Raw genomic sequence first — 20,994 nt, 5'->3', positions numbered from 1 at the left:
GGTTGTTCACCCTGTGGGCATTGTGGATAACTTGCGTGGTCATGAACTGATTGTTCAAATCGAAAGGGGGATTAGAATCTGGCATGAACGCATCCGTCGTTAATCAAACCAGCTTGAGGAAAAAAACACAAGCTCCCCGTTTTGCAGAATGCAATAGCATCTGCTTGCGGGAGCGGCTGTGCTTTGGCTATGCTGGAAATCAAGAACTTATAAAATTGGGTCTGACCTAAGTTCAAAAAAGTCTTATGCTGGTCAAAGTTCCCCAAATATAGTCATTCAGAATCAACTTGTCAAGGAAAATGTTTTGCCTATTTTTAACATTCTCAACCCCCGGCAAAACGAAAGTCTTTGTTCCTCAAGCGCTTCGCAATGAACACAGACCCTCAGGGGCTACCAACTGTCTATCTCAATGTTTCTTATAGAGCTTATAGCACTTGAAACTGCATGCCTATGGAGCTTGCCGTGGCAAAATGCAAGCCAATTCGCAAGTCATTGCACGGAAGATAGAATCATCGAGCGGACTAATTTAGCGGAAACAATTGAAGATACATGACTTGAATCGTAGTCCGGCGAAAGCTCAACCATATCCCAACCGACCCACTCAACGTCACAAAGTGCCGCTATCCAGCCTTGCAAGGTGGCAAAACTGACCCCCCCGGGTTCCGGCGTGCCCGTACCCGGAAGTACAGACGGATCAAGGACATCAAGGTCCAAAGTGACGTACACCGGCCGTTTTGCAATCCACGAGACCAAATCGGCTGGTGTCAGGGTCGCCGGACGGTAAGTTCCAAATTTCTTAGCAATTTCGAACTCCTCCCGAGGACCAGACCGAGGCCCTACCTGCAAGATTCGTGACGGATCAACGAATTCCATAATTCTGCGCATCACCGTCGCGTGCGAAAGTGGAGTCCCGAGGTAATCTTCACGCAAGTCCAAGTGCGCATCGAACTGCACCAGCACCAGGTCTGGGTGCCGTGCTACCGCCGCACGAAGGAGCGGAAGGCTGACCAAATGCTCGCCCCCGAGCGCCGCCGGAATCACCCCGGTGCTATAAAGTTCGCCAGCGGCTCTTTCAATGCGCACCAGGACCTCGTCCTTGTCGCCCGGAGGCAAAACGAGGTCACCCAGGTCCGCAAAGCGCACATCGTCAAGGTCCCGGTCAGCCACCGGGCAGTACGTTTCGATGCCGTCCGAGACGTTTCGGATCGCCGCCGGACCAAACCGCGTCCCCGGCCTAAACGAACACGTCCCGTCATACGGCAATCCAAACAGTGCCAACTTGGCTCCCCCCTCAAGGGAGGTCTGCGCGCCCATGAAGACTTGCGTCCGCGTCGTCGGTAGCGAGAGGCTCACTTGACCGTTCTCGTGCCGTTCAGGAGAGGCCTAATTCGCGCGCCAGAAAGGCCGGCACCGCGAACGCCGCTTCGTGAACCGCAGGGGTATAGTACTGCGCGCCCTGTGTAATCTCCTGCTGCCGCATCAGGTCCGCCGACTCGAGCGGATGCACCTTATCCGAGGCGAAGAAGAAGCTCCACCACCCGTACGGGTACGTCGGAATCACGGCTCCATACCAATAGGCCTGCACAAAATTCTGCAGCAGGACGTCGCGAATCCGCCGGAGGCGCGAATCCGGATCCCACGCACTGTGCGATTGCGTTACAAACACTCCGCCCGCGCGCAGCGCGCGCTTGGCGAGCGCAAAATATTCTTGCGTGAACAGCACCTCACCGGGACCGATCGGATCCGTCGAGTCCGACAAGATGACGTCGAATTCTCCGGCGTGCGCCTGCAAATATGCGAAACCGTCTCCGACCTGAATATCCACGCGAGGATCATCAAGTTTCGACGTGTGATGTGGAAAATATTTGCGGCAAACGTCAATCACGTCGCCCTCAATTTCCGCAAGCACCACCCGCTCGACGCTCGGATGGCGCAGCACTTCGCGCACCGTTCCGCCGTCGCCCCCCCCCACCACGCACACGCTCTTCGGCTCCGGATGAGCCACCAGCGCCGGATGGGTCAGCATTTCATGGTAAACGAATTCATCGCGCTCGGTGGTCATCATGCAGCCGTCCAGAACGAGCGTCTTGCCCCACCGCTCAGTCTCGACGATCTCCACGAGCTGATACTGCGACTGCTTCGAGTACAGCACGCCGCCAGCCTTCCAGCCGCCCCGGATGGGTCCGTATGTTTCTGTTAGCCAGAGTTCCATGATGTTTCAATTGGGAAAGAAGAAGATACTGAACAGCTCTCAGATTCTCAACACCCGTCTATTATGAGTTTCGTCAAAAAATAAAGACTTAGGTGTTAAACCAAACGATTTCGGCCTCCCAAGCGGGAGGCCGAAAATCTTATAACGCTATAACACCGCTACGTCCAGAGGATCACGCCCGCAAACGCGGCTCCGATCTTGTCCACTTTGCCGGAAATGACCGCCACCTTCAGGTCGGTCAGTTTCCAGCCACGGACCCGGAAGGCCGACTCGACCTTGCCGATCACGATTTTACGACACTCTTCTTCACTGCCGGTCATGTGGTGCTCCATGATCACTCCGGGCAGCGTCGGATCATCCGGCACACCCAGGGCCACTCCGGCACACACCTGCGTTCCCGGCACAGAACTGCATTCATCCGCATAGGCAACCGGCACCAGCGCTCCGTACGGCAGCTTGACAGGCTCGATCAACTGTGCCGCCGGCGGCAAGATCGAACTCATCCGCACGAGGTTGCAGTTGCCGACCCCGGCCGCCAACAGCGCGTTGTCGAAGGCATTCAGTTCCGTGTCGCCCTCGGCAAATCCTTTGACGAGGAAATACTTGTCGGGGGTCTTAATGACCATCAGGCGACAGCCGCCGCCAGATGCTGCACGGGCTTGTGAGAGTTGAAGCGGAGTCCGTGCGAATCGAGGATCCCGCGCTTCATTTCCATCGCCGTGAATTCGTCCGCGCCCAGCGCCTGCTTCAGGTGCTCAAAGGCCACGGCCGGATCAACATCTTCACCGCACGTAAACAGATCAACCGCGGCATAGCCGAATTCGGGCCACGTGTGAATGGCGAGGTGCGATTCAGCAATGATGATCGCACCCGACACACCGTGCGGGTTGAACAGGTGGAAGGCTTCCGTGACAATCGTCGCGCCGGCCTTGAGAGCTGCCTCGCGCATGGCCCGCTTGACAGCGGCCACGTCATTGAGGATTTCAGGATTACACTTGTGGTAATCTACCACAATTTGCTGTCCCAAAGACTTCAATTCAGGTTCTCCTACCCAAAAGGGTGAAAGGTAAAAAAACCAACGCGACTTAAAACGTGGGCGGCGTTGTAACCCAGATAAACTCCGCGGTGCGCTTCCCTGTGTTCAGGATGAAGTGCTCACGGTCTCCCGAAAAATAGAAACTGGAACCGGCCTGAGCCGAGAAGGTCTCGTTGCCGAAAGTCATCTGGATCGTTCCCGCCAACACGAAGCCGAAGGCTTCCCCTTGGTACGGTTTGGTCGGATACGTCTGTTGGCCTTCTTCCAGAGTCACCAGCGCCGCTTCCATCTCGCGATCCGCTCCACCGGGTATCAGCAGCTCAAACTTTTCAGCGCCGGTATCGGTGAGCGAAATCCGCTCGGCCTTCGTGAACACGACCTGCGCGGTCTGTGTCTCTGTGAAGAAGTCCGCGATTCGGACATCGAGGACTTTGAGGATAGCCATCAAGCTATCCACGGAAATACTGGTTTGGTCGCGCTCTAATTGTGAAATAAACCCCTTCGTGAGGTCGGCGCGCTCAGCCAGCTCTTCTTGGGTCAGATCCCGGGCCAGTCGGAGGTTCTTGATCTTTGCCCCGATTTCCACGGCTCTGCCTTCCAAGTTTATTAAACTTCTTGTTCAATAAAGTGTGGCAAATATACCAAGAAAACCAAGACTTGTCAAGACCGGTTCCAACCCACGTACTTGCTAACCTCGTGGCTTTCCAGCACCTAATCATCAAATGTTAGGACGCGAAAGTTTAATATATCAAGGTATTTAGGTAGGTTAACGGGTACACGAAATCGTTCCAAACGACCTTACCGGTCTAAACCGTCGCGCAAATCCTTGAAAAAAAAGAGGAGCCGAACTCCTCTTTTACTACTCAGAATGGGGTCGCGAACCGTGAAAAACTACCCGGTTTGCGCCGCGACCGGCCTACTCAGATCCCCCCAAAGTCCGCCCTAATCACCCTCTTCCGGTCCCTGACCCCGGCGCCACGGATCCGACTTAGCAGGCTCCAGCAAACCCAGCCGTCCTGCATCCACCCGGTCAAGCTGGACCCGCACATGCACCCGGTCGCCATCTGCTTCGGTACTCTGGACCTCCCCGACCCTATAGAGTTCCTGCCACAGCTTGCCATCCGCCGGATCCAGCGAAATATCGAGCACGACCTTCCCCCGCTCCATTACTTCCCGCATGCGCTCGCGCAATTGGTCGAGACCGACCCCCGTTCGTGCGCTGATCAGCACGGCAGTGGGCCGCTCTTCCTTGACCCACCGCAGGACGGACGGATCATCGAGGGCATCCACCTTGTTAAAAACTTCAATGACGGGTATGTCAGAAAGTCCCATCTCCGTCAGAATCTTTTGCACTGTATCCATCTGCTCCCGATAGGTGACAGAGGCCACATCAATAACGTGGACAATGCAATCCGCTTCGGCAATCTCGGCCAAGGTCGAGCGAAAACTCGCGACCAGTCCCGGCGGCAGCTTACGAATGAACCCAACGGTGTCGGACAGCACAGCGCGGATTCCTTGCCCTAACGGCAGCATCCGCGTCGTCGAGTCCAGCGTCGCGAAGAGCAGGTTTTCTTCGTAGACCCCGGCCTGTGTCAGCACATTCATGAGCGTGGACTTGCCCACATTCGTATACCCTGCCAGCGAAAACCGGAATACGTCCTGTCGCTTGCCGCGCTGCGTCTTATGCTGCTTCTCGATCAGCCCCAAGTCGTCTTCCAGTTTGCGGATGCGGGTGCGAATAATCCGGCGGTCGGTTTCGATCTGCGTTTCACCGGGGCCGCGCATGCCGATACCGCCGCGCTGCCGTTCGAGGTGCGTCCACGCGCCGGTTAGCCGCGGTAACATATATTGAAGCTGCGCCAACTCGACCTGTGTCCGCGCTTCCCGGGTCTGCGCCCGCTTGGCAAAGATGTCAAGAATCAACCCCGACCGATCCAGCAGCCGGCACTTCATTTCGCGTTCCAGATTGCGCGTCTGCGCGGGAGCCGGATCTTCGTCAATAATGGCCAATTCGATATTCAATTCGGCAATATACCCGGCCAGTTCCGCGGCCTTGCCCTTCCCCATATAGAGCGCGGAGTCAATCTGGCGCAGTTTGACGAGTTCACGCTCGACGATCTCGGCCCCCGCCGTTTCGGCCAGCATGGCCAGCTCTTCCAGATGCTCCTGGGCCACCGCCGGGCTTTCGCCCGGCTTGCAGATTCCGATCAGCATCACCCGTTCGGGTTTCGGTGCCGTCGCATCCTGAGCCGCGCCCTGCGATGCGTCCTCGATGCTCAGCCGGTCAAACCCCATGGACCGTCCGCTCTTCTTCTTACTTTGACTCATGCGCGCGCGTGCTCCTCGGCCTTGACCTGATTCCACAGGTCGTCCATCTTCTCCAACCCGGCTTCGTGAACCGGGATACCCGCTTCGCTCAATCGTAACTCGATTTGCAAGAAGCGGTCGGTAAATTTCTGAATCGTGCCGCGCAGCGCTTCTTCCGGGTGGATGTTCAGCTTGCGGCCCAGATTGACCATCGTAAACAACAGGTCTCCGAATTCGGCTTCCGCCTTTGCCCGATCGCCCTGTTCAAGTTCGTGCTTGAGTTCGGCAATCTCCTCGGTCAGTTTCGCCCACACCGGTTCATCCGACGGCCAGTCAAAACCCACCGCCGCCGCCTTTTCCTGGACCCGGTAGGCCCGGTTCAGCGCGGGCTGGTGCTTCGGCACGCCCGACAGCAGGTTTGGCTTATGGTCTTCGTTGAGCTTGATCTGCTCCCATTGCTTATTCACGTCGTCTGTCGAGTTCACCGTCGCGTCGCCGAACACGTGCGGATGCCGCCGGATCAGCTTCTCGGAAATCTCCCGCAGCACGTCAGCAACATTAAACAGCTGCTCTTCGTCGGCCAACTGCGCATGAAAGACAATATGCAAGAGCAGATCACCCAGCTCCTTCTTGAGTTCGGCATAGGCCTTCCGGTCAATCGAATCGAGCACCTCATAGGTCTCTTCGATCAGATATGGCCGCAGCGATTCGTGCGTCTGCTCGCGATCCCACGGACAGCCGTCGGGTGCGCGCAGCGCCGCCATAATACGCACAAGCCGCGCGAACTCCGCGGCGGCTTGGTCAGAAAGCGGTGATGGTTTTAGTTTGTCGTGCATTGCATTCTATTCTGCTATCCCCCAAGTCCGGCTGCGGAATCAGGGGGACGAAGGGCGGCCTCGTCTACCTCAACTCCGGGCAATTGATGTAGATCTCTCGTTCGCGGGTGGTCAGGTCGTGCATGAAGTGTTTCCACTTCAGATATATGTTGTCGTAGATCGGGTCGGTTGTGTCTGGCAGCGCGGGGTCGTCCCAGTTCTTGATGCGTTGCAGCACGGAATCAAAAGAGGCGACGGTGTTGACGCTGTCCTCTTTGGCCCAACAGTACTTCGCTTGTTGGTAGTAGCCGACCAGTGACTTGCTGTCGTGGGTAAAGATCGAATCAAGCCACTGCGCGGCACCTCCGGGATTGCCATCCGCCATGACGCGCTCGGCGATGGTCGCCCAGGCATTGATCGAGTCGGCGAGGTCTTGCGCGGGCAAAAGATGATAGAATCCGCTCGACGGCATGACGTCGAACCACGACGGCACCGAATCGGTACCGAGAATGCCGAGTTGGTACTTTCCTTCGGGGACGTCCCAGACGTCGAGGATCATCATGTACTCTTGGTCGGCTTTGATTGTATCGGGGCGACCCAATTCGCCTTCAATGTCCTGCCAACGACGGACGCGCCAATTGACAAATGGCGCACTCGCAAGTGGAATGGACGTTTCAATCTTGTCGCCAATTTCGAAAACTGCACAGCGGAACCATGACTCAATGTTCAAACTCGTGATTACGAGAGGGCTTGAACTTGCGTTGACAACGCGGGCGCGGACTTCAATTGAATCGTTTAAGCCAACCATGGTACTCAACTTACAGGGGTAAACGAAATCACGAAGCCCACGACACAAGCGTCAACAAAAGTTTGCTTTTGTGGATGTCGCGGCATGAACCCAATTGGATAATCCGGCAGCCAAGTTTAGGAGATCAAACATTGGGAATCGTCGTCAAAGAAGAGACCGCATGGATCTTCCGAAAACCGAACAAAAACAAGATGATAAGCGCAGCATGCGAAACAGGCACCGCATGTTTTCCCGCGGCGGCACCCGCTGCGGGTGCCCCCTCTCCCCTGCTTACAAATAATTCAACAGCGCCAGCACTCGCCGCCCGCGGTCTTCCGATTGGCTCTCGACCAACAGATTGTAGAGGCTCTGCGTGTTCGGATGCGCCAGCGCGACCTTAGTCGTCGCACGCGCTTCGTTGACCAGCGCCGCGACGTACAGGTCCGGCGTCAGCGATAAATCCAGCAACAGATCGAACTCCTGGGCCCGCGCATGCCGCAGCGTCCCCGCGTCCGGCAAACCAAACCGCGTCGCATCGGCCGGATCATAGTTGATCACGGTGCACGATTCGTTGATGATCAGCCAACTGCGGAAATTTTCCCGCACCCAGATCGTCGTCTTCGCGTCAATCAGGCGGATCAGCAGCTCAGGCAGAATCGTGCGCACGACGTCAAAGTCGTCGAAATTGGCGGGCAGAATAATACACGCCGAGCGCGCATCCTTCGCGGCGTGCGGCAGCGATATGCGCCCGTCGGGCGGCTCATGCTTGCGCCACTGCAGGAGCTTCCAGCCGATTCTCTCTTTTATCGTCATGCGTCTGTATCTTCGATGGCCGTGCGTCGGATCACGCGGATGCGGCCCAACCGATGGTGGCGCACCTCTTCGACCACGAACTCATAGTTGTGAAATTCGATGCGCGTCTGCGCCAGCGGGAAATCGCCGAGTTCGGATAACAAGAATCCGCCCAGCGTGTCAAAGTCGTCGTCAATCGGAATCACGTCCTCACCCAGCACCTCGTTGACCGTCTCCACGTCCACCTTCGCGTCAATCAGCACGGTCTCTTCATCAATCCGCGTCCACAGCGCGCGTTCGGCGTCGTGCTCGTCCTGTATCTCGCCGACGATTTCTTCAATCACGTCTTCGAGTGTCACCAGCCCCGCCGTGCCGCCGTATTCGTCCACCGCGATGGACATGTGAATCCGCTGCTCTTGAAACTGCTTGAGCAGCTCGTCAATCGTCTTGGCCTCCGGCACAAACTGCGCGGGCCGCAGGACCTTGCGCAAATCCACCTCTTTGTCAAACGGATAGAATTGCATTAGGTCCTTGACGTGCAGAATACCGATGACGTTGTCAATCCGCTCCTCGAATACCGGCAGACGCGAATGGCCGCTCGTGCGCGAGACGTCCAGAACTTTGGTCAACGGACTCGACACGTCAATCGCAATCATATCGGTGCGCGGGACCATGATTTCGCGCACCGTGATCTCGCCCAATTCAAAAATTGAATGGATCATGTCGCGCTCGGCCTTTTCAAGCGTGCCGCGCTCTTCGCCGACTTCCAACAGCGTCTTGATCTCTTCTTCCGAGATCCACAACTTCTTTTTCTCGACTCCTAACGCGCGCGCCACCCACTCCGCCACCGGCACCATCAGCGCCGTGACCGGCCACAGAAGCGTGTTGAAGAACGCCAGCGGCGTGGCGATACGCAGCGACCAAGCGTAAGGATTGCGCACGGCCGTGAATTTCGGCAGAATCTCGCCCATGATCAGCAGCACCGCCGCCACGGCCACGCCCTGGACGACGTAGATGATCCATTCAAGGTCGCTGTTTCCCTCAAGGATATGCGATGTCGCCAAAGCCGCCACGGTGGCCGACAGCACGTTCACAACCGTGTTGCCCGCCAAAATGAAAATCAGGAACCGGCGCGGATCACCGAGCAGCCTGTCGAGCCGCGCGGCATGCACGTTTTCTTCCGCCAGCTCCTTGATTTCGCTAATCTGGGAGCGCGTCAGCGACAGCAGCGCGGTCTCAGCCAGCGAGAAGAACGCCGCCACAATTTGCAGCAGGAAGAATACGACGACACTCCACAACACGTAGGCGTCAATCATGTTCGGCCTCGCAGTCCGAGCGCGCGGTCTTCGAGCTTGCGCATCGCGGCGCGCTCTCGCGGCGTTGCGTCATCGAGCCCCGCCAAATGCAAGACGCCATGCGTCGCCAGCCGCGCGATCTCCTGGTACAGCGGCACGCGATACTGGCGCGCCTGCCGTCGAGCCTGATCGAGACAGATGTAGATCTCGCCTTCCAGCGCCGCGCCGGGATCGGTGAGGTTGAAGGTAATAACGTCGGTCGTACCCGGTGTACTGAGAAAATCGCGATGGAGCTTCGCCATCCTGCGATCATTCACAAGCACGAATCGAATAGTGCCGACGGATTGGGTGATGCGGCGCGTGGCGCTGCCGGCGCAGTCCAGCGCGTACTGTTTGCGCACGCGCGCGCGGGGAATCTCAGAATAGAATTCGAGAGTGCCTCGCGCGCGCCTGCGCGGGGGAGGTTGATCAGTCATCGGAGGTGGAGGACGACGGAGTGCGCGGATGTTCCGGCAATCGGCCGAGAGCTTCGCCTTGTTCGGAGGTTGCGACGCCGCTCGCGTCAGTGTTCGGCTTCAGAAAACGGTCATACGCTCCCACGATGCGCGCCACGAGCGGATGGCGCACGACGTCGGAGTTTTTCAATTTAACGAATTCGATGCCTTCGATGTTCAGCAGGATGTGTTCGATGCCCAATAAGCCGCTTTCATTTCGGCGCGGCAGGTCAATCTGCGTCAGATCGCCGGTGATAACGGCCTTCGAGCCTTCGCCCAAACGCGTCAGAAACATCTTCATCTGTCCGGCTGTCGTGTTCTGCGCTTCGTCCATAATCAGAAACGCATTGTCGAGTGTGCGTCCGCGCATGTACGCCAGCGGCGCGATTTCGATGATCTGCCGGTCGAGCAGTTTGCGCAGCCGGTCGCCGGGAATCATCTTCATCAGCGCGTCGTACAAGGGTCGGAAATATGGATCAACTTTTTCGCGCACGTCGCCCGGCAGGAAGCCCAGGCTCTCGCCTGCTTCCACAACTGGCCGCACCAGCACGATGCGGTCGAACTTCCCGGCTTGAAACATCTGCACGGCGCAGACCACGGCGATAAACGTCTTGCCGGTTCCCGCCGGTCCGAAGGCAAACGTGATGTCGTTGCGCTGGATCGCTTCCCAATACTCGTTTTGTCCGCTCGTGCGCGGCTTAAAAGCGCGGTCGCCCGCGCGGAACATCGCGGCAAACGGCGCATCCGTATCGGCGTGCAGTTCGCGCGCCGCGGCGCTGCCGTTGAGATTCAGAATGCGGTCAATATCGCCGCGCTGCAGCTGTCCGTTTTTGCGCGTGATGCCGACGAGTTCCATGATAATCTCGACGGCTTCAAGGTTGTCGTTCTGCGTGCCGCGAATCAACACCTTTTCGCGCCGCGCTGTTACTTTCGAAGCAATGTGGCGCTGCAGGTAGCGCAGGTTGTCATCGTTGGGACCCAGGAACGGCCGCAGGACTCCCTCCTCAACGGGGAGTTCGACGATCTCGATGAAATCCTGCGGGCTCTGCGGATCAGCGGCCAATGGTCGGTGGCTCAGAGTTCATCTCCTTTGGTTCATCGCACAAAAAATACCTCGCGTGTGGCGCATGCGCCCACGGAGGTACCCTAATCACACTCGATCCAATATCTGTTTGGGCTTATCCACTCAGTGCGGGCGAAAAATTCCCGAAATTTCCCTTCATACAACGGTCCACCTGATTAAAGGTAACAAAAAACAGGCCTCTTGTCAATAAAACGCGCGCCGGAATATTATTTCTCCAGCGCGCGCCAGTTCGGTTAGGATACTGTAAATGTATGAGTTGCGCAACAGAAATGGCCCCCCATCCCCAGGCTTAACGCTCTACCGGCCGGGCGTCCCCGTTAGGCCGATCTTCAAGTCTGACAAGAGCTTAGGATCTACCGGCGAGGGACAGCCATCCATCAGGGATTGCGCCAGCGTCGTCTTCGGGAAGGCAATGACGTCCCGGATGGGGCGGTTGGTCAGGACCATGATCATCCGGTCGAAGCCTAAGGCAAAGCCTCCCATGGGCGGCGCGCCGTACTTCAGGGCATCCACGAGGAAGCCGAAACGCATCTTGGCTTCTTCGTCGGAAATGCCGAGCATTTGGAAGATTTTGGCCTGGATTTCGGGGTCGTGAATACGAATCGAACCGGAGAGCAGTTCATTGCCATTCATCACCAAATCGTAGGACGTGCTGCGGACGTTCCACGGCTCGCTGTCGAGCTTGTGCGCGTCGTCGGGATGAAATCCGGTGAAGGGGTGATGCGCGGGTGAGACTTCGCCGGTCTCTTCGTCTTTTTCGAAGAGCGGGAAATCCACGACCCAGAACATCGAGACTTTGCGATGGTCGGCGGGATCGAAAAGCTTGAAATACTCGGCGAGTTTGATGCGGAGAACGCCGAGGCCTTTCAGGAGTTGGCTCTTCTTCCCCACTCCGAGTAACAACAAATCGCCTGCCTGACCTTTGAGTTTTGCGGCGATCTCTTTCAGCGTTGCATCTTCGACTTTACCCGCGAGCACACCGCTGAAACCTTCGGCGCCGATCTTCACAGGCAAGAATGCCGCCGAGGCCGCTGGCTTTGGCGAGTTCTTCTACTTCGCCGATTTGCTTGCGCGAAATTTCACCTTGACCGGGTACGCGCAAACCGTAGACGACGCCACCCTCATCGAGTGCGCCGCGAATGACGCGGAACTCGGTGCTCTTGACGACTTCGGTGAGGTTCTCGAATTTCAGATCGTAGCGCAGGTCGGGCTTATCGGAACCGTAGTGCTCGAGGCAGTCATTGTAGGCCAAGCGTGGCAGCGGAATCGGCAGGTCCACACCCCAAACGTCGCGGAGGATTTTGACCCAGAGTTCTTCGACGACGTTGAAGACGATGTCGCGCGTTGCAAAGGAAATCTCCACGTCAATTTGGGTGAACTCGGGCTGGCGGTCGCTGCGCAGGTCTTCATCGCGGAAGCATTTGCAGATTTGGAAATACTTGTCGAAGCCCGCGACCATCAGAATCTGTTTGTAGATTTGCGGCGACTGCGGGAGCGCGTAGAACTGATGCGGGAAGACGCGCGAGGGGACGACATAGTCGCGCGCACCTTCGGGTGTGCTCTTGACCAAGATCGGCGTTTCGACTTCGATGTAGCCCAATTCGCTGAAGTGGTTACGCGCGATGTTGGCGACTTTGTGACGCAGGATGAGCACTTCTTGCAGCTCGTTGCGGCGCAGGTCGAGGTAGCGGTATTTCAGGCGAATCTCGTCGGACGCTTTGTCGTGCGATTCGATTTGGAACGGGAGTTCGGGGCAGCGGTTCAGGACTTCAATCCCGGTGGCGACGACTTCGATTTCGCCAGTGGGCAGGTCGCTGTTGCGCATGCCTTCCGGGCGCGTGCGCACGGTCCCGTGAACCTCGATGACCCACTCGTTTTTGAGTTCGTGCGCGGTGGCGATGACGGCGGCCTGTTCGGGCTCGACGACGACTTGGGTCTTGCCGTAGCGGTCGCGCAGGTCAATGAAGACGAGTCCCCCGAGGTCGCGGGCGCGGGCGACCCAGCCTTGCAGGACGATTTTTTGGCCGTCGTCGGCTTTGCGGAGTGCTCCGCAGGTATGGGTACGGGAGGTCATAAGTTAAGGCGTGTTATGGAAATAACAGCGCCGCCCAGAGGCGGCGCAGGTCATGCGTTCGGAGGTAATATGGGGGAATTTTGGGGGAAAATCAACTTGGGGGAATAGCATAGCTGAACGTCCTCCCGAAGCTCCAGCGGTTCTTGTTGAAAGGCTCTGATTAACATTATTCTCACAGCGATCTTAGTGTACTTAACTTATCCATATTTATTTGGACTCAAAAATGCTTGAATTCGCGTATTTTTCTTGCTAAGATGGAACTTGGCATCGGCACGGGACACCACTATTATCACAATGGAGAATCCATGAAACGGCTAAGAGTCTACGCACTAATCTTGTTTGTAGTTGCACTTTGTTCCAGCGACGCCTCAGCGGGCATCCGGCGCGTGGGGTTGAATCAGATTTACACGACCTTGAGCGCGGCATATACTGCGGCAGTCAATGGAGACACTCTGTTGATTTCGCCTGGAGTCTATTCGGAGACGATCACGTCCACGAAGAGTTTGCATTGGTTGGGTGCGGGGTATGTTATTTGTACGGTTAATGGACGCCTGATTCTCAATGCTGGATCAAGTGGGACTAGAGTCGAGGGCTTGGGTTCATAAATAGTAACAGCAGCGGGGGCGTACTGAATTTGGCCGGATCGGTTGATCTGATTAGCATCCGGCGGTGCTATGTGATTAACCAATACACCGGCAATTCCGTATATACTTATTGTATCTACCGGAACGCAACTGCGGGAGGACATCTGAAAATCGAAAGTTGCATTTTTGAATCCCGCCCATCTGGCATCGGGGTTGCGTTCAACTTTCAAGGTGATGAAGTGGAAGTTGCCAATTGCCTTTGACGTCGCCATCGTCGGTAGGAAGTAACAACTACGTTGCTACCGGTACTCCTCAGTCATTCTCAATGGAGAACTCTTGCGCAGTTGGTTGGAACGTGTTCTTGGATTTCCATAATCCGCTTTCTCTAGTGATTCGAAATGTAGTTGCGTATGATTGGAAGTCCAGTCCGACATGGGGCACCTTCCCGGGGGGCGGTACGGGCTGGTCGTACAACGCGTCATCCACAATCGCACCTCCGGGTGCAAACGGCATTTTGCTTACGGGTGATCCCTTTGTGAACTACGACGAAACGGCCAACTACATTTACGGCGTTAGTGATCTCCAACTTGCCGCCGGTTCTCCGTGTATTGACGCAGGTGATCCTGCAATACTTGACTTAGTAGATGGCTCACGTTCCGACATGGGTATCTACGGCGGCCCGACACCGCATGTGGATGGCGGTGCACCGAACTATCCATTTACGATAGCGTTTGATGTGCCTTCCTCTATGACCGCAGGCCAACAGTTGCCAATTCAAGCAACCGGCAGAATTGGTGCGGGGTACTGATGCGGCGCGTTTTGTTTACTCTTCTGTTTGTTGCCTCGGCAGCATGGGCGCAACAGATTAACTCGGTGAGTATTGGATTGACACGGATCCCGGCGCAGGGAACGGTAATCCGCTGACGGTTGTCCCGGGAAGTGAGCCCACGTTCTCGGGGACTGTTGATGCCAGCGCCTTGCCGATTGGTTTACACACCATCGGCACGAGGTTTCGCGATGACCGGAACCTATGGAGTTCATCCGAAGTGCGGCTTTACTATGTACTCGCGGGGACCATTGCCACAGATGTCAGTGCCGGTGAGTACTGGCTTGACACAGATCCCGGTGCCGGAAACGGAACAACGTTTACCGTCACACCAGGACCATCCCCGAATATTGCCGTGAGCCTGCCGTTTGAAGCGCTTGGCATTGGTCTGCACACCTTGGGTGTGCGGTTCAAGGATGACCGGAATATCTGGGGCTCAATGAAGTGCGCTTGTTCTATGTCCTTTCGAATGCCGAGGCCGTCAATGTTACCGCTGGCGAGTATTGGCTTGATTCTGATCCCGGCGCGGGAAACGGATCGCCGTTCATAGTGGCACCGGGACCGTCACCCAATATTGCCGTCAGCCTGCCGTTTGAAGCGCTTGGCATTGGTCTTCACGCATTGGGCGTGCGATTCAAGGATGACCGGAATATTTGGGGCTCGAGTGAAGTGCGCCTGTTTTACGTTCTTGGGAATACCACAGCCAATGACATCGTGGCCGCGGAATACTGGCTTGACACGGATCCGGGTGCAGGGAACGGGACAAGCATAGCTGTCGAGTCTGGTGCGTCGCCCATTGTGGATGTGGATTTGCCGTTCAATGCGCTCAGTGTCGGTTTGCATCAAGTCGGGATTCGATTCAAGGATAACCGCGATGTTTGGGGGCCGTCGGAAGCGCGACTATTTTATGTCGTCTCCCCGATTCAAGCGGCTGCGGGGAACACGCTGGTTGCTGCCGAGTATTTCCTAAACTACGATCCGGGCCCGGGTGCCGGTGTGCCGATTCCGCTTCCAACGGACGGTAACTGGGATAGTGCGTTTGAAACGATCACGGACAGCATTGAACACATTCCCGGGGGCAAATACTGGATCGCAGTCCGCTTCGAGGATGAGCGCGGTGTCTGGGGCTCTATGATAGTGGACACCTTTACTGTGCTGCCGCTCCTTACGATCCTACCTGCCAACCCACCCCTGCTCAACTGGCAATCGGACAGCAGTTCAATGTACTACATCCATCGGGCGGCAAGTACGAACGGACCGTATGCTGTGATTGATTCGACGACTTTGCGGACTTACACGGATACTGAGAATCCGACCGCACCTGTATCGCGGTTCTACCAGATCACGCAGAGAATTGACGGTCAGTTTTCGGCGTTCAGACTTCCGCCCGAGCCGAATCAACCTGCCGAGCGACACGATACGAAGTCAACGCGCCGAAGGGCCCAATAGGTGTGAAGCCCCTTCTATACCATCGCGGTGGTAGTTTTTCACTTGCGTAAGAAAAGAGAAAGCCCCGAACCAATTTGGTCCGGGGCTTTTTGTCAGTGTTTTGAATCATGCGGGCGGATGCCATCCGCCCCTACACCTGACGCGTCACGCGCCAGCGGCACTGGGTCCAGCGTTCACGCTGGCGCTGGGTTAGTAGCGGGCGGGGCGGTCGCCTTTGGGCTTGGCTTCGTTGACGGTCAGGTTGCGGCCGCGCATTTCCAAATTGTTCAACGCGGAGATTGCGGCCGAGCCTTCTTTGTCATTGGACATTTCCACAAAGCCAAAGCCTTTGCTGCCGCCACTCATGCGATCCATGACCAAACTTGCCTTCTCCACCTTACCGTGGGCTTCGAACATGTTTCTGAGATCGGTTTCCGTCAAATCGAAGGCGAGATTGCCGACGTAGATGTTTACCATTTTGTGATCCTTTCCGGACTTGGGGATGGTCCCCGAATTCTGCCACATAATTGACCATCGCGAAGCCGAAGAAGAATGATACAAACCAAACGTCTCGTGACGGGGCCAGCGAAGCGTCCAAATGACGCTGTACAATCAATAACGACTATATGCCCGCCAAGTGCAAGCGGGAATCGCGACTATTTCCCTAAGCTACTGTTTAGGCTGGCCAAGATAATTTATGAACACAGAGAAAAGAGACCAAAAGCGGCGCGGCGACTCGTTTGAGCCGCCGCGCAGTGCTTTGCGTGGTGCGTGCGCGTCGGTCAGCGACCTGCTTGCCAGACACCGCCTCGTAAGGGGTATTTACCGGGGTCGCGTTCGGATAGGCGAGCGTAGAGTTCATTGCCTCCTTGGGCAACAAAGCCTAACGATTGTGCCCACGCGTAACCGGATTCGAGGACATTGAGTTCTTCATCGGCGGCGCGGCTGCTGATTTTATAGAGCTGCGAGCGAAGCGATGCCGCCTGCGGATCGCGGCGATCCAGAGAATGCGTCGAAAGATCAAGCGTCTCGTGCAGCGTGCGGTTCAGCCCCGCATATTCGCGGTCGAGCGCCAACTTGTGCTCCGCCAGAATATGCAGACTGTCCCGGTCCGCCACCGCGTGGAACAGCGGCGCATAAAGCACATCAAGCGCGACCGACGATTCAGCCGCCAACTTCTTCGCTTCCGACACCTGCGCAATGAGATGCTCGGACATCGAAGCGACCGCGTCCGGATTCGCGGTTACCGACAGGGTGCGCGCAATCTGCGTCGCGTTGGCCGCCACCGACTGCCATTGACTGCCGCACAACCGTCGCAATTCCGACAGCGGCTTGTGCAAATCCTGATAGAGCGCCGCGACGCTTGTGTCGCCCTTCTTCAGGCCGCGCGTATTCTGCGCATAGCGCCACGCCTGCACGCGATAGTTGACCGCCGTCTGCAAGACCGGAAACGCGTCGTGCACAATCGCGTCAAAGCGCTGCGAGTAACCATTCTCGCCAAGACTGCGCAGCGGCGTGTCGTACCACAACGACTCCGACCAGCGTTCGACTTGCGCGGCGACATGGTTGTAAAGATCGTAAGTGGACTGGCGTGCTTCCACAGCGAAGTCCTGTTCGCGGGACGACCAGTGATTCGGCGACAGTTCGGGCACAGGCCGGACGTCGCGCTGCGCGGCCAGGACGAACAGATCCCCCGCCTGCGCATAGGCGTCCAGCGCGTTCTGCAGAAAACGTTCGCGTGAGCCTGAATCTTCAGGCCGCGAAGAGTACATGCCCAACCGGATTAGCGCATCGGCTTCAAGCCGGTACACCCGGCCGTTGAATAGCGTCACGGCAGTTTCATAGCCCGGCGCGAGCGGCAGCAGGCTCAGCGCGTCGCCTTCGAGCGCTTCGCACCACTTTACGGCTTCGCGCGCCTGCCATTCGAGCGAGACATTGAGAGTCTTCTCGAGCGCGGCGAAATCAAATTGCAGGAGCTCCCAGCGCGCGCGCGCCGCGGCGTTGCTGACAAGCGAATCGCTGAAGCCGTGCTTCTTGCGGTTTTTCTGCCAGACCTGCCAGGCGGTCTCGAACTGCAATTTCGATTGAATGTCGCGCCGCAGCACCTGCTCGATCAAACCGAGTTCGACCGCGCCTCGCACCGCTTGCGGACTGTTGGGCGCGGTTTCGGCGCTCAACGCATAAAGCACTTCGCGCGCCTGTTCTTCGCGGTTGCTGCGCAAGAAACAATTGGCCAGGAAAAGTTGATCTCCCGGAGCAAACGGATAGTTTTCGCGCAGAAGTTGCTCGCCGAGAAAGGCCGCCGGAGTCCACATTTGCTCAGAAGCATAAGCCCGGCACAGCGCGGCTTTCAGATCGTTGGCCCAGAGGTCGCGCGGATGGTGTCCGCATTGGTCGAGCAGCTTATCGGCGACGTTTAGCTTGGCTATTGGGTCGTCGGTTTGCGGCCAGATGAACGGCAATGCATAACGCACCCACGGCGCGGCGGGATCGGCGAGCGTCAGGTCGAGCGCCCATTGGTGGCTTTGCGGGTCGGCAGAAACCGCTCGGGCGATCAGGGCGATGGTGTGACAGGTTGAGTCGTGGAAACGTTCGTCGGCATTTTGCGCAATCGCGTCGCGCAATTGTTCGTCGAGCGATTGCAGTTGGACGACGTCGGGCACCGGCTGATCGAGCAGAATGCGTGCAGTTTGCAACAATGGTTGCAATTCGGCAGCAGCGCGCGGCGCATTCAGGCAAAGTGCGGCGCAAATTAGCGTGAGGAACATCGAAGATTTGTGAAGCACGGTCGGACTCTCCTGAGTTATCCGCACTTCTCAGGGCAAGAGCCGGGCCAGCGGTCAGGCGGCTTGGCTGGGCGCTTGACTTGCACCGGGAAATATTGCATAGTATATGGCATGGACGGGCGGTTGGGGATCGACTCACGCTCGGGGATCGGGGCACCCGTAGCGGGTGCCGCCGCGAGAATGCAACAGGCAACGAACCTCGGGACTATGTTATGGTGCCATTTAGGTCGGGGCCGGCACAAACTAGGATTTTGAGTTTGCGACACGGCGATGGCAATTTGGGGCCGAGGGCTCCACGGTTATTGGGGCTGGGTGTGCGCTAACCGTCCCGGCCGTGTCGTCGAATGGGGCGCTAACGGCAGATGGGTGGCCAAAGCCCTGGAGTCAATCCTGTGGCGTGGCAGCTTAGAGACGGGAGTTTCGACAGCCAGGATCCTATTTACCAGACACAACAGGGCAGCCTGGGTGCGGCGGAGGTACTGGTCACGCGGGATGGCACCAGCGGGCCGCCGCGAAAAGTGAAAGGAACGGCCCGCTTGCGCGGGCCGTTTGCATTGCGAACTATATTACTTGTTAGCCGTGTTTGTGTTCGGCGACGGTGACCAATGCGCTGGCGCGCTGAACGGCGGCGCGGGCCTCTTCTCGTTCGGCAGGCGTGGCGGCGGACTCGAGGCGTTTGTGCGCTTCGGTCTTTTGCAGGCGCGCCTGCTCGAGATTGATATCCTCTTTGCGCGTGCAGGTTTCAGCGAGGATAATCGCTTTGTTGTTTTCCACGGTGAAGTAGCCGCCGCTAATGGCGTACTCTTCTTTGTGACCGGTGAAATCAATCTGCAAGCGGCCCGCCCCCAACCCGGCGACCATAGGCGCGTGATTGGCGAGCACACCGAAGTCACCGCCCGCGCCGGGGGCGCGGACGTGCACGACTTCACCCGAGAAAAGATGCTTTTCGGGCGTGATCAGCTCGACATGAAAAGTCGTGGCCATGATTTACTTTTGCGCGGCTTCGTGATTGCGGAGCACGTCTTCGATCCCGCCGCACATGTAGAAGCTCTGCTCGCCGATGTGATCATAGTCGCCGTTCAAGATGCCCTTGAAGGCCTTGATGGTGTCGGCGATCTTCACATAGACGCCGGGGCGGCCGGTGAAGGCTTCGGCAACGTGGAACGGCTGGGACAGGAAACGCTGAATCTTGCGGGCGCGTTCGACGACGCGCTTGTCGTCGTCGGAGAGTTCGTCCATACCGAGAATGGCGATGATGTCCTGCAAGTCTTTGTAACGCTGGAGCGTGGACTGCACACCGCGGGCGACGTCGTAGTGTTCCTGCCCAACGACGAACGGATCAAGGATTCGAGACGTCGAGTCGAGCGGATCCACAGCGGGGTAGATACCGAGCTCGGCGATTTGGCGCGAGAGCACGGTGGTTGCGTCAAGGTGCAAAAAGGTCGTGGCGGGCGCGGGGTCGGTCAAGTCGTCGGCGGGGACGTAGACGGCCTGAACCGAGGTGATCGAGCCCTTGTTCGTCGAGGTGATGCGCTCTTGCAGGGCGCCCATTTCCGTCGCGAGCGTGGGCTGATAGCCCACGGCGGACGGCATACGACCCAAGAGCGCGGAGACTTCGGAACCGGCCTGCGTGAAACGGAAGATGTTGTCAATGAAGAGCAGCACGTCGCGGCCTTCTTCGTCGCGGAAATACTCGGCCATGGTGAGACCGGTCAAGGCGACGCGCGAACGCGAGCCGGGCGGCTCATTCATCTGACCGAAGACCATGGCAACTTTGGAATCCTTCAGCGCATTTTTGTCAACGCCTTTGATGTCAAAGGAGTGGACATCGAAGTTCTTGCCGTAGGAGACGACACCGGACTCAACGAATTCGCGCAAAAGGTCGTTGCCTTCGCGGGTACGCTCTCCGACGCCGGCGAACACGGACAGACCCGAGTGTTCTTTGGCGATGTTATTGATGAGCTCCTGCACGATAACGGTCTTGCCGACGCCGGCGCCACCGAAGAGACCGATCTTACCGCCCTTGGCGAAGGGCTGGATAAGGTCAATGACTTTGATGCCGGTTTCGAGCATTTCGGCGCGGGTGTTGAGCTCAGTCATCTTGGGCGCGGCGCGGTGAATCGGCAGGCGCTTCTCCGAAACGACCGGGCCCAGTTCGTCCACGGGCGCGCCGGTGACGTTTAGAATGCGGCCCAGGACGGGCGCGCCGACGGGCACGGCGATAGGCTGTCCGGTGTTGACCACGGCCATTCCGCGCGTGAGGCCTTCGGTCGGGTCCATGGAGACAGCGCGCACGGTGTTGTCGCCGAGGTGCTGCTGCACTTCGAGAGTAACCGTTTGTCCGCTCTTGTCCACGGTGAGCGCGGAGTAGAGCGGCGGCAGGTCGTTCTCGGGGAATTCGACGTCAATCACGACGCCGATAATCTGCTTGATGGTACCGTTTTTCATCGGAGAGGGTATGCTGAAATTAGAAA

At 57.4% G+C, this 20,994-nt stretch carries 18 protein-coding genes and 1 pseudogene; 2 read left to right on the top strand and 17 right to left on the bottom strand.

Going from position 1 to position 20,994, the window contains the following annotated elements; translation table 11 throughout:
- Window positions 1-489: 489 nt before the first annotated feature.
- The 13 genes and pseudogenes from speB to aspS all read right to left on the bottom strand — a co-directional run bounded on the left by speB (window position 490) and on the right by aspS (window position 12,896).
- Window positions 490-1,314: an agmatinase gene (gene speB, locus IPH10_01675; protein MBK6909637.1), complete on the bottom strand. Its 825-nt coding sequence runs from the start codon at window positions 1,312-1,314 to the stop codon at window positions 490-492.
- Window positions 1,315-1,372: 58 nt separating this feature from the next.
- Window positions 1,373-2,212: a polyamine aminopropyltransferase gene (gene speE / locus IPH10_01670; protein MBK6909636.1), complete on the bottom strand. Its 840-nt coding sequence runs from the start codon at window positions 2,210-2,212 to the stop codon at window positions 1,373-1,375.
- A gap of 158 nt (window positions 2,213-2,370) precedes the next feature.
- The gene (locus tag IPH10_01665) at window positions 2,371-2,838 is read right to left on the bottom strand and encodes an arginine decarboxylase, pyruvoyl-dependent (GenBank protein MBK6909635.1); all 468 of its coding nucleotides are present in this window, start codon (window positions 2,836-2,838) and stop codon (window positions 2,371-2,373) included.
- A complete protein-coding gene (speD, locus tag IPH10_01660; GenBank protein ID MBK6909634.1) occupies window positions 2,838-3,248 on the bottom strand; it encodes an adenosylmethionine decarboxylase in 411 nt (136 codons plus the stop codon). Before speD ends, IPH10_01665 begins: the two co-directional genes overlap by 1 nt.
- A 49-nt stretch (window positions 3,249-3,297) precedes the next feature.
- The gene (locus tag IPH10_01655; GenBank protein MBK6909633.1) at window positions 3,298-3,834 is read right to left on the bottom strand and encodes a helix-turn-helix transcriptional regulator; all 537 of its coding nucleotides are present in this window, start codon (window positions 3,832-3,834) and stop codon (window positions 3,298-3,300) included.
- Window positions 3,835-4,190: 356 nt separating this feature from the next.
- Window positions 4,191-5,543 (bottom strand): GTPase HflX, encoded by a 1,353-nt coding sequence (gene hflX / locus IPH10_01650; protein MBK6909632.1) that lies wholly within the window; start codon window positions 5,541-5,543, stop codon window positions 4,191-4,193.
- 29 nt (window positions 5,544-5,572) lie between these two features.
- A complete protein-coding gene (gene mazG / locus IPH10_01645) occupies window positions 5,573-6,391 on the bottom strand; it encodes a nucleoside triphosphate pyrophosphohydrolase (GenBank protein ID MBK6909631.1) in 819 nt (272 codons plus the stop codon).
- Window positions 6,392-6,455: 64 nt separating this feature from the next.
- The gene (locus tag IPH10_01640) at window positions 6,456-7,187 is read right to left on the bottom strand and encodes a hypothetical protein (GenBank protein ID MBK6909630.1); all 732 of its coding nucleotides are present in this window, start codon (window positions 7,185-7,187) and stop codon (window positions 6,456-6,458) included.
- 261 nt (window positions 7,188-7,448) lie between these two features.
- Complete coding sequence (locus tag IPH10_01635) at window positions 7,449-7,970, bottom strand: hypothetical protein (GenBank protein ID MBK6909629.1); 522 nt, start codon at window positions 7,968-7,970, stop codon at window positions 7,449-7,451.
- Entirely contained in the window at window positions 7,967-9,265 is a 1,299-nt protein-coding gene (locus IPH10_01630) for an HlyC/CorC family transporter (GenBank protein MBK6909628.1), read from the bottom strand. Before IPH10_01630 ends, IPH10_01635 begins: the two co-directional genes overlap by 4 nt.
- Window positions 9,262-9,720 carry an rRNA maturation RNase YbeY gene (ybeY, locus tag IPH10_01625; GenBank protein ID MBK6909627.1) on the bottom strand — a complete coding sequence of 153 codons (459 nt, stop codon included), beginning with the start codon at window positions 9,718-9,720 and terminating at the stop codon, window positions 9,262-9,264. Before ybeY ends, IPH10_01630 begins: the two co-directional genes overlap by 4 nt.
- Window positions 9,713-10,594, bottom strand: coding sequence for a PhoH family protein (locus IPH10_01620; protein ID MBK6909626.1), 882 nt, complete (start codon window positions 10,592-10,594; stop codon window positions 9,713-9,715). Before IPH10_01620 ends, ybeY begins: the two co-directional genes overlap by 8 nt.
- A gap of 525 nt (window positions 10,595-11,119) precedes the next feature.
- Window positions 11,120-12,896, bottom strand: a pseudogene (aspS, locus tag IPH10_01615) (aspartate--tRNA ligase).
- A gap of 972 nt (window positions 12,897-13,868) precedes the next feature.
- Between aspS and IPH10_01610 the strand changes: the two are divergent.
- Complete coding sequence (locus tag IPH10_01610) at window positions 13,869-14,288, top strand: hypothetical protein (protein MBK6909625.1); 420 nt, start codon at window positions 13,869-13,871, stop codon at window positions 14,286-14,288.
- Between the two features lie 468 nt (window positions 14,289-14,756).
- On the top strand, window positions 14,757-15,755 hold the full coding sequence (locus IPH10_01605; protein MBK6909624.1) for a hypothetical protein: 999 nt from the start codon (window positions 14,757-14,759) through the stop codon (window positions 15,753-15,755).
- A 189-nt stretch (window positions 15,756-15,944) separates the two neighbouring features.
- Here the strand turns inward: IPH10_01605 and IPH10_01600 are convergent, their stop codons facing one another.
- The 4 genes from IPH10_01600 to atpD form a co-directional block, all read right to left on the bottom strand.
- Complete coding sequence (locus tag IPH10_01600; protein MBK6909623.1) at window positions 15,945-16,211, bottom strand: RNA-binding protein; 267 nt, start codon at window positions 16,209-16,211, stop codon at window positions 15,945-15,947.
- A gap of 305 nt (window positions 16,212-16,516) precedes the next feature.
- Entirely contained in the window at window positions 16,517-18,520 is a 2,004-nt protein-coding gene (locus IPH10_01595) for a hypothetical protein (GenBank protein MBK6909622.1), read from the bottom strand.
- Between the two features lie 573 nt (window positions 18,521-19,093).
- Window positions 19,094-19,504 carry an ATP synthase F1 subunit epsilon gene (atpC, locus tag IPH10_01590; protein ID MBK6909621.1) on the bottom strand — a complete coding sequence of 137 codons (411 nt, stop codon included), beginning with the start codon at window positions 19,502-19,504 and terminating at the stop codon, window positions 19,094-19,096.
- A gap of 3 nt (window positions 19,505-19,507) precedes the next feature.
- Window positions 19,508-20,968 (bottom strand): F0F1 ATP synthase subunit beta, encoded by a 1,461-nt coding sequence (atpD, locus tag IPH10_01585; GenBank protein MBK6909620.1) that lies wholly within the window; start codon window positions 20,966-20,968, stop codon window positions 19,508-19,510.
- Window positions 20,969-20,994: the final 26 nt, after the last annotated feature.

This window comes from bacterium (assembly GCA_016702305.1).
Classification (GTDB): Bacteria; Electryoneota; RPQS01; order RPQS01; family RPQS01; genus JABWCQ01.
Note: the sequence above shows the minus strand (reverse complement) of the source record. Positions and strands in the feature narration are given on the sequence as shown.